Raw genomic sequence first — 8773 nt, 5'->3', positions numbered from 1 at the left:
GTTCCGATTTGGGCTTTTCATGCTGCAGACGATACGACAGTGAGTCCTAAGAACTCGGAAGAAATGGTTGCTGCCATTAAAGCACAGAACGGAAACCTCATTCACTTCACTAAATACGAAGCAGGGATGATCAAACCCACAGGACACTTCTCTTGGGTTCCGGCTCTGCAAAATCAGGAAATGATTGAGTGGCTGTTTGCACAAAAGAAATAAAAAAAGACACCTGCCTTCCTGTGTACCACCATCAGGAAGGCAGGTGCAATATTAAAACGAGGAGACTAAAAATTTTGACACTGGCATTGCATTTGCAGTTAACTTGAAGCTTGTTACTTCGCGCGTTTCGCAGCTTTGATCGTTCTCAAAGCCCGTCTGCGCGTGATCTTATTCGGACTGCTGAGCTGTCTTCTGGCAGTAGCCATATCCGTTTTAGCCATGTGTAGAGCACCATCCTATTCATTTAGGCTCATATTGGGAGTCTGCGCCTAAAGATTTAATGATAATGAGAATCATAATCATTAAAATTATATAATGAAAGCTACGGGCATGCAAGAGCTTTTGGGGAAGTATGTGCCTCGATTAAGAAGTTACAAATCTCCCTTTCCCCATATGAAAGAAGCGTTGGGTCAGCAAGCCCAACGCTTCTTTATGCTTAATAGCAACTTATACGATGATTAATTCACCTTTCCGCCCTCTACAACCAATTGATCCGTAAAGCCTTCTCCGTAAACAGGGGTCAGTGTGTCCTTATAGGCTTTATGGACAAAGTTTTCCTTGCCCAACGTAGCCAGCTCGTTGTTAATCCAGTCCAGCAGCTCCTTATTTCCCTTCGCTACTGCGGGGGCAATCGTATCTTGGCCACCGAAAGCTGGAATGCTTACGGTGAAGCCGGGATTGGCCTTGGCCCAAGCGATCAGCTCTGTATTATCATTCGCAATGGCGGCACCGCGTTTGTCTTTGAGAGCTGAAAAGATTTCGGTGTACTGGTCGAATTTGAGCAGCTTGATGTCAGGATAATTTTTTGTGAAATAAGTTTCAGCCGTCGTTCCCTTGGCAACAATCAGCTTTTGATCCGAACCCTTCAATTGGTCGATCGTGGTGATTGGAGCATTGTCGGGTGACGCAATACCAAAGGATAATTTCATATACGGGTTAGCAAAATCGACTTTTTCTTTACGCTCATCGGTCACAGTAAAGTTAGCCATGATGATATCTACCTTGTTCGACTCCAAATAGGCAACCCGGCTGGCGGCATCCACCAGAACGAATTCCACCTTGGACTCGTCGCCCAAGAGATCTTTGGCAAATCGTTTCGCAATATACACATCAAAGCCCTGATTCTTCCCTTCAGAATCTACGTAGCCAAAAGGCGGCTTATCCGCAAAAACACCGATTCTAATCTTGCCATTCTTTTTAATGTCCTCAATTGAGGCGAATTTAGCCGAACCCGAACTACCATTGGTGTTTCCAGCTCCTGCACATCCCGCCAAACCGACGAGCAGCAAGCTCAAAACCAGTAATAACGTTGTGAACTTCATTCCTTTTCTCATCTGTATTCATCCCCCTGTTTATATCGTTTCGTACTGAAATATATCCAGAAAGTGCTGGGCACGCTCTGTTTCCGGTTGGGTAAAAAATTGCTGTGGCGTAGTCATTTCACATATCTGTCCTTGATCCATAAAAACAATACGATCTCCTACCGACTTCGCAAATCCCATTTCATGCGTCACGATAATCATCGTCATCCCCTGTTGGGCCAGCTCTCGCATGACATCCAGCACCTCTCTGACCATTTCCGGGTCCAAAGATGCGGTGACCTCATCAAAAAGCATAATCTCAGGGTTCATACACAGAGCGCGAACAATTGCAATGCGTTGCTTTTGCCCGCCTGATAATTGTCGTGGATACGCATCCTTGCGGTCCAGCAAACCGACTCGCTCCAATAGCTGCTCCGCTTGCGCAAGCGCCTCCTGCCTGTTTCTCCGCTGAACTTTAAGCGGACCGAGCAATATATTTTCCAAGACCGTCATATGCGGAAACAGCTCATAGTTTTGGAACACCATTCCGATATGCTGCCGCACCTCACGCCAATTCACTTTTGTATCCGTCAGATCCTGTCCTCTGTAACGGATATCTCCCCCCTGAACGGGCTCTAGACCATTAAGACATCGGAGGAGCGTACTTTTACCACATCCTGAAGGGCCGAGAATAACCACAACTTCCCCTTTCCTTACGTCCAGACTAATCTGCTGCAGTACTTTTCGGTCGCCAAAGCTTTTTTCCAGTCCTCGAATTTCCAATAAAACCTCAACAGCCTCTCCCATGACACCACCCCATCCTGCTAATTTTGCCATCTGCTTTCAAATCTTTTGGAAAGTCTGGATAACGGATAACATACAAGAAAATACAATATAAAGATAAAACCATACACCCAAAAGGATGCCGAAGGCGCCTTGATTACACCAAGTTCAATAATCTGCTGCCCGACCTTGACCACTTCCACAACACCGATAAGCACCACAAGTGACGTGGTTTTGATCATCCGTGTCGCTAGATTAATAGAACCCGGGAGCATGCGGCGCACCGCCTGGGGAATAAGCACATGGCGGTATAATTGCCAATAGGACAGCCCCAATGCCTGCCCGGACTCCACCTGATGCTTGGGCAGTGATTCCAATGCACCTCGTACGATGTCGCCAATTTCTGCCGCTCCCCACAGACTGAATACGATTACTGCCGTCAACTCTCCGCTGATATCCACATTCAGTAAAGGAGTAAATCCAAAATACACGACATACAACCATACCAAAATCGGAATAATGCGGAATGTCTCCAAATAGAATCTCAGCACAAACCGAATCGGTCTTGATTTTAAGGTGCGCAGCAGACCCATCAGAATGCCTAGCAGCGTACCAATAATAATGGAAATTAATGCAATCTCCAGTGTAACGAGCAATCCCCCTAACAGACGCTCGAAATTCGATCCCTCAAACAGCACATTAATCCCCGAACTCAGCATATCGCACCTTCCTTTCCACCCACGTCAGCAGCATCGACAAAGGTAAAAGCAGTACGAGATATGCCAATACCAGCAGAATCAACGATTCTGTCGTTTTGTAGTACATGCCGATCAGGTCTTTGGCCACATTCATCAGATCCAGTAAAGCAATGGCACCCACAATGGAGGTCTCCTTGAGTAGAAAGATCGCGTTCGCTCCCAAGGACGGAATACTAATGCTAAATGCTTGCGGCAAAATAACATATCTCGCCAGTTGTATTTTGGACAGTCCGAGGCTCAACCCGGATTCCGTTTGGGTTTTACTCACGGCTTCAATTCCACCGCGGAATGCCTCAGCCATATAGCCCCCGCCCAAAAAGGTCATCCCCACAATCGCACACGTCATTTCGCTCATGTGCAGACCAATTTTCGTAAACCCGTAATACAGAAAATATAACTGTACAAGCAGCGGCGTATTCCGGGAAAGCTCGATATAGGCTACAATGATTCCGCTAATTCCTTTCACCCTGTAATACAGCACAATGCTGCACAGCAAACCGACGACTAGTGAAAACAGAATAGCAAAAAAGGCAATCTTCAACGTCAGCCACATGGCTTCTCCATACAGCGGCAAGCTTTCTACAATAAACTCCCAGTCTAAGTTCATATGTACATACCTTTCAATTTTCAATTATTCCTATGTACTTGCTATGCTTAATAACAACGATTGTATTCCTGCCAAATTATTACGTCAATACTTTGATGAAAATTTGTCATATTTATCTATGATTTAGAATGAAAACGGCTATTTCATTTCAGAAATAAATAAAAAAAGTCCGAAATGGAGGGTTTCCATTTTAGACTTTGCTTTGCACTATACGATTCATCACACGATCGGCTCTGTGACTACAGAACCGCCGAGCTTCTCTACAATTAAACGGCTTTCCTCATTTAACCCTTGCAGGGTAATCGATTTACCTGAGTTTCTGTATTTTTGCAGCACCTTGCCAATGGCAGTAACTGCCGAGTGATCCCACACATGTGAATGGCTGAAATCCACTACAACGCGCTCCGGATCATGTGCAGGCTCAAAATGATCGACAAAATGAGTCGTTGAGGCGAAAAACATCGGCCCCCTGACATGGTACACTTTGGCTTCATGATCTTCAGTCGCACTGATACGGATTTTAGCCATTTTCCAGCCAAAATGCAAAGCGCTCAACAGCACACCTACGATCACACCCTTGGACAAATCATGCGTAGCCACCACGATGATGACCGTGACCACCATAATAAACGTATCTGCTTTGGGAACCTTGGCGATGTTTCGGAGCGATTTCCAATCCACGGTTCCGATACACACCATGAACATGACTCCCACCAATGCGCCCATGGGCACTTCCTTTACAACCCCGCCAAGCACGAGCAGCAAGAAGGCCAAGAACACCCCTGCCGTGAAAGTCGACAGACGTCCTCTTCCCCCTGAGCTGACATTAATGACGGATTGTCCGATCATGGCACAGCCACCCATCCCCCCAAAAAAGCCATTTACAAAATTGGCAATCCCTTGCCCGCGGGCTTCCCGGTTTTTATTGCTTTTCGTTTCGGTCATTTCATCCAAAATACTGGCTGTCAGCAGTGATTCCAATAGTCCAACCAGCGCCATCGTAAAGGAATACGGCAGCAAAATCCGCAACGTGTGCCACGACCACTCAATTTGCGGCAAATGAAATGAAGGCAGCGAGCTGGTTAGCGTACCGATGTCTCCTACCGTTTTGACATTCAATCCAAATACATACGTAATGATCGTCATGATCATAATTGCAGTCAATGGAGCAGGAACGCTCTTCACAAATCTCGGTAAAATATACACGATGAGCAATGTTCCTGCTACCATGGCGTACATGATCCAATTCGCTCCATGAAAGTGGGTAAGCTGCGCCATAAAAACGAGGATCGCCAGTGCATTTACAAACCCGGTCATGACCGGTTGTGAAATAAAGCTAATAAAGCGGCCTATTTTCAAAACACCCAGCAACACCTGAATAATCCCAGCTAAAATGGTAGCCGCAAACAAATACTCCACGCCGTAATCCTTGACCAGACCCACGACCACTACAGCTACAGCCCCGGTTGCTGCCGAGATCATCGCTGGCCGTCCGCCTGCAATAGAAATGACAATCGCCATCGAGATGGAGGCATACAGTCCGACCATGGGGTTAACACCTGCAATGATTGAGAAGGCAATTGCCTCTGGAATCAGCGCTAGCGCCACGGTCATGCCCGCAAGTATATCAGCCCGGATATTACCGAACCATTGTTGTCTAAAATTCATACAGTTTCGTTCCAGCCTCCTATATTTACAGAGAACAGCATCTTGACCCGCAACCCGATATGGCTCTGGGCATCCGTCCAGCGGTCAATCGCCAAGGCTCTCCTATCATTCAGCTCGTCTCTCTCAAACGAACCCGCTCCGTTATATTCAGTCCATCATTATAACGCAAGGGATTCGTAGAAACGAATGAGTTAAAAGGCTGTTTACAGAAAGAAAACCTCTATTTACTTAAAATATCAATCATTTTCTTCATCTAATTCGTTTTCTTATATTTAAAATTTTCGTAATTTCAGCACAAGCTCCGCTAGGGATTCAGCAATCTCAGAGTCCGCTTGGTGTTGAAGCAAGCCCTCAAAATCAGGTAGCGCTTGCTTTAGTAGCCTACAACTATAGTCATAATAGCTCCAAAAAGCCACCGGATCATAGCCGCGTGCTTCTTCCTCTTCCCACTCCAGTTCATCTTCTTCGGGGTCGCTGTCTGCTGGCCATAGATACTTCTCATCTAGCAGCCTAGTCAAGGATTCCACAGACTTCTGTGAGTCGGCTTGTAGATCTTCCATGTCTAATGCTTGAACAACCGTGTGATACAACTCTAGCTCACTTAGTGTGATATCCTCCGGTCTTCTCGCATGCATATTCCGCAATAAGAATAGTAATGCCCACGGGGTAACCTGCCACAGTGTGCCTTGATGCTCTATCAGATCAGCGATGGCTGCATACTCCCCATTGGATATCAAATGCGGCAATTCCGTGCCTCTACCATAAGGAGTAGTCAGGCGGTGCCACGGTACATCTGCGATTTCAAGAGTATTCATTGAGGCAGTGTTTATCTTATGAGTGTCCATGACGCCTCCTTGTAGTCGGTATCTAGAACCTTCCTGATTTAAAAATAGAGTACAGTAAAAAGGCAACCATTAAGAGCGCTACGACAAAACCAATTTCAATCGCAGGCACGTTCCACAGCATAGTCGCCTGATGATTTAGTGATGAACCGATAATCAGCCCGACCATAATAATGCTGAACGCTAACAGCACAATACTGAATGACAGGCGATTACTGATCTGATCCAGCTTGCGCAACAGCTGTTCCAGCTCGGGTACGGTAACTTCCAGTTTAAGCTTACCCTTGCTGATAATTGAGGTCAGATGCCTCGTCTGTCTCGGCAGTTCCATCAGCGTCTCCACCAGCTCAGCCGCACCACCCAACAGCTTGCCCCGAATACGACGACCGCTGAAGCGTTCCTTCAGCAGTTTGTTACCAAAAGGCTCAGCTAATGCAATAATACTGAGGTCGGGGTCCAGATGCTCTACAACCCCCTCCAGGGTCAGCAGCGCCTTGCCAAGCAGCAGGACGTCCGATGGCAACCCAATTCGATGGCGCTGGGCTGCGCCAAACAGGTCGTTCAAAGCATCGCCAATGCTGACCTGTGAGAAAGGAACGTCCGAGTAATCTTCGCGTATCTTATCCAGATCGGCACGGAGCGCATTCAGATCGGTATCCGGTTCAACCAGCCCCAGTCGTTCGATGGCCCGTACCATGGCATCGGTATTTTTGCGCATCAGGGCGATTATGAGGGAAGCGAGGTGATTTTTCATTTCTTCGCTTAGCCTTCCTGCCATGCCAAAGTCCAGATAGGCGAGACTTCCATTATTCAGAACGAGCAAATTCCCCGGATGGGGATCGGCATGAAAAAAGCCCTCTATAAAAATTTGATGCAGCATGCTGTTGACCAGCTGTTGCGCCAGTTCTTTCAAGTTATAACCACGGCCCAATAGCTCTTCACGACTGCCCAAGTGAGTTCCCTCCAGAAACTCCATGGTCAGTACACGTGAGGAGGTATGGTCCCAGTATATTTTCGGAATATAGATATGTGGGTCCTGCTCAAATTGGAGCGCAATCTTCTCTGTGTTACGGGCTTCATGGTTGTAATCCAGCTCCTTAATGAGCGATCTCCCCAGCTCCTCCACCATCTGGCGAAGCTGATAACGCTCCACCCATTCCCAGCGCTTGGCTGCCATTGCGGTCAATTCCCGTAAAATGTCCAAATCCCGCCGGATGATGCGATTAACGCCTGGACGCTGGATTTTAATGGCGACCATTTCGCCGCTGTGCAGCTTACCCAGGTGCACTTGCCCGATCGAAGCAGCCGCCAGCGGAACATCGTCAAAACGAACCAGTATGTTCTCTAATGACGTGTCCAGCTCCTGCTCCAGAATGCCACGGGCCGTGTCAGGCGAAAAAGGCGGTACCTGGTCCTGAAGCTTAACCAGCTCACGAATAATAGGCTCTGGCAGCAGGTCAGCACGTGTGCTGGCCAACTGTCCAAGCTTGATGAATGCAGGTCCCAGATCCTCCAGCACAAGCCGAATCCGTTCACCCAGCGTTTTGGCTTCGGGGGTTTCTCTCGTCAGCCACTTGCGGGGCAGGGATAGCAGCTGGAACAGTCCCATTTCTTCCACCATATAACCAAAGCCATGACGCGCCAGCGCCATGGCAATTTCCCGGTAACGACCGGCGTGCTTCATGCGAACGGCCATTTTAATCCAACCGGTTCGCTTCTTCAGCGTCACTCGAACCCGTAAGCGCCGCCTTTTCTTTTTCCAGCTCCGCTACCTGTTTTTCCAACAATGCCACACGTTGCTCCAAACTTGTGACATCATTTTCGGTAGGTACTTCCAGCTCCTGCAAAATGCGGCTAACCTGCTCGCGGATCATGGTTTTGAATTGTCCCTGTTCCTCTGCCCCTCGTTCGATCAGACGATCGACCAGCGCTTTGGATTCCGAGGGTGCAAGTTCTCCCCGATTTACAAGCTCCTCGACGGCTTTCTCCACCTTTTCTTTGCTGACAACGGTGAGGCCCCACCCCAATGAGATGGCTTTTTTGAACAAATCGCTCATAATATACCCTCCCCTACCTGTGATTACCTATAGTATAACCTGAAAAGGGGAGCCGCATAAAGCTCGCGACTCCCCTCTCCCAATGGATGGAATAGTTATGAATATGATTAGGCTTAACCCGGAAAACGTCCGGCCCATTTAGCAGCCTGAAGCAACAGCTTGCGGTATCCCTCATGCTGGAAACTTGGCTGATTATGTCCAGGCATCAAGTAGACGACCCGGCCCAAGCCATAGGACAACGCCCATGCAGCCGGCCACCACTGGCCTTCGTGTTCGTATTCCATCAACAGTGTCTTTTCAGTGAATGGATCAAAATCAAAACGATATGGCTCCTCTTGAATCTCGAACGGCTCAATTCCTTCCATAATCGGATGATCCGGCTCCGTTACCTTGAAGGAAAGCAGCTCCGCTGCCGGATGCCGCAGGAAACGTGCTCCCATGAGCTGTGCGATTTCATACCGTCCTTGCAATGTGATTCCGTTATGCAGCACAAGCAGCCCACCTCCGCCGCTGACATAGGACAGCAGTCCTGCTGTTTGCTGAG

At 47.9% G+C, this 8773-nt stretch carries 10 protein-coding genes and 1 pseudogene; 1 reads left to right on the top strand and 10 read right to left on the bottom strand.

Annotated elements, in window-relative coordinates:
- Positions 1–213: pseudogene (locus tag AC5V8P_RS20150) on the top strand (peptidase); the annotation flags it as partial.
- Between the two features lie 113 nt (positions 214–326).
- On the opposite strand, the gene AC5V8P_RS20145 reads toward AC5V8P_RS20150, so the two are convergent.
- The 10 genes from AC5V8P_RS20145 to AC5V8P_RS20100 form a co-directional block, all read right to left on the bottom strand.
- Positions 327–434: a putative metal homeostasis protein gene (locus AC5V8P_RS20145; protein WP_196771892.1), complete on the bottom strand. Its 108-nt coding sequence runs from the start codon at positions 432–434 to the stop codon at positions 327–329.
- Between the two features lie 237 nt (positions 435–671).
- Positions 672–1547, bottom strand: coding sequence for a cysteine ABC transporter substrate-binding protein (locus AC5V8P_RS20140; RefSeq protein ID WP_064797740.1), 876 nt, complete (start codon positions 1545–1547; stop codon positions 672–674).
- An 18-nt stretch (positions 1548–1565) separates the two neighbouring features.
- Positions 1566–2321: an amino acid ABC transporter ATP-binding protein gene (locus tag AC5V8P_RS20135; RefSeq protein ID WP_064797739.1), complete on the bottom strand. Its 756-nt coding sequence runs from the start codon at positions 2319–2321 to the stop codon at positions 1566–1568.
- 17 nt (positions 2322–2338) lie between these two features.
- On the bottom strand, positions 2339–3016 hold the full coding sequence (locus AC5V8P_RS20130) for an amino acid ABC transporter permease (protein WP_064797738.1): 678 nt from the start codon (positions 3014–3016) through the stop codon (positions 2339–2341).
- The gene (locus AC5V8P_RS20125; RefSeq protein WP_013373509.1) at positions 2997–3662 is read right to left on the bottom strand and encodes an amino acid ABC transporter permease; all 666 of its coding nucleotides are present in this window, start codon (positions 3660–3662) and stop codon (positions 2997–2999) included. Before AC5V8P_RS20125 ends, AC5V8P_RS20130 begins: the two co-directional genes overlap by 20 nt.
- A 219-nt stretch (positions 3663–3881) precedes the next feature.
- The gene (locus AC5V8P_RS20120) at positions 3882–5330 is read right to left on the bottom strand and encodes a SulP family inorganic anion transporter (RefSeq protein WP_064797737.1); all 1449 of its coding nucleotides are present in this window, start codon (positions 5328–5330) and stop codon (positions 3882–3884) included.
- A 272-nt stretch (positions 5331–5602) separates the two neighbouring features.
- Positions 5603–6175 carry a hypothetical protein gene (locus AC5V8P_RS20115; protein WP_063213798.1) on the bottom strand — a complete coding sequence of 191 codons (573 nt, stop codon included), beginning with the start codon at positions 6173–6175 and terminating at the stop codon, positions 5603–5605.
- Positions 6176–6197: 22 nt separating this feature from the next.
- A complete protein-coding gene (locus AC5V8P_RS20110) occupies positions 6198–7868 on the bottom strand; it encodes an ABC1 kinase family protein (protein ID WP_064797736.1) in 1671 nt (556 codons plus the stop codon).
- A gap of 1 nt (position 7869) precedes the next feature.
- The gene (locus tag AC5V8P_RS20105; RefSeq protein ID WP_063213796.1) at positions 7870–8229 is read right to left on the bottom strand and encodes a phasin family protein; all 360 of its coding nucleotides are present in this window, start codon (positions 8227–8229) and stop codon (positions 7870–7872) included.
- 113 nt (positions 8230–8342) lie between these two features.
- The coding region (locus AC5V8P_RS20100) for a ThuA domain-containing protein (RefSeq protein ID WP_495473805.1) at positions 8343–8773 on the bottom strand (431 nt) is incomplete at its 5' end.

The organism is Paenibacillus sp. N119s, assembly GCF_059447605.1.
The sequence above is the reverse complement of the archived record's forward strand: the minus strand, read 5'-3'. Positions and strand labels throughout refer to the sequence as shown.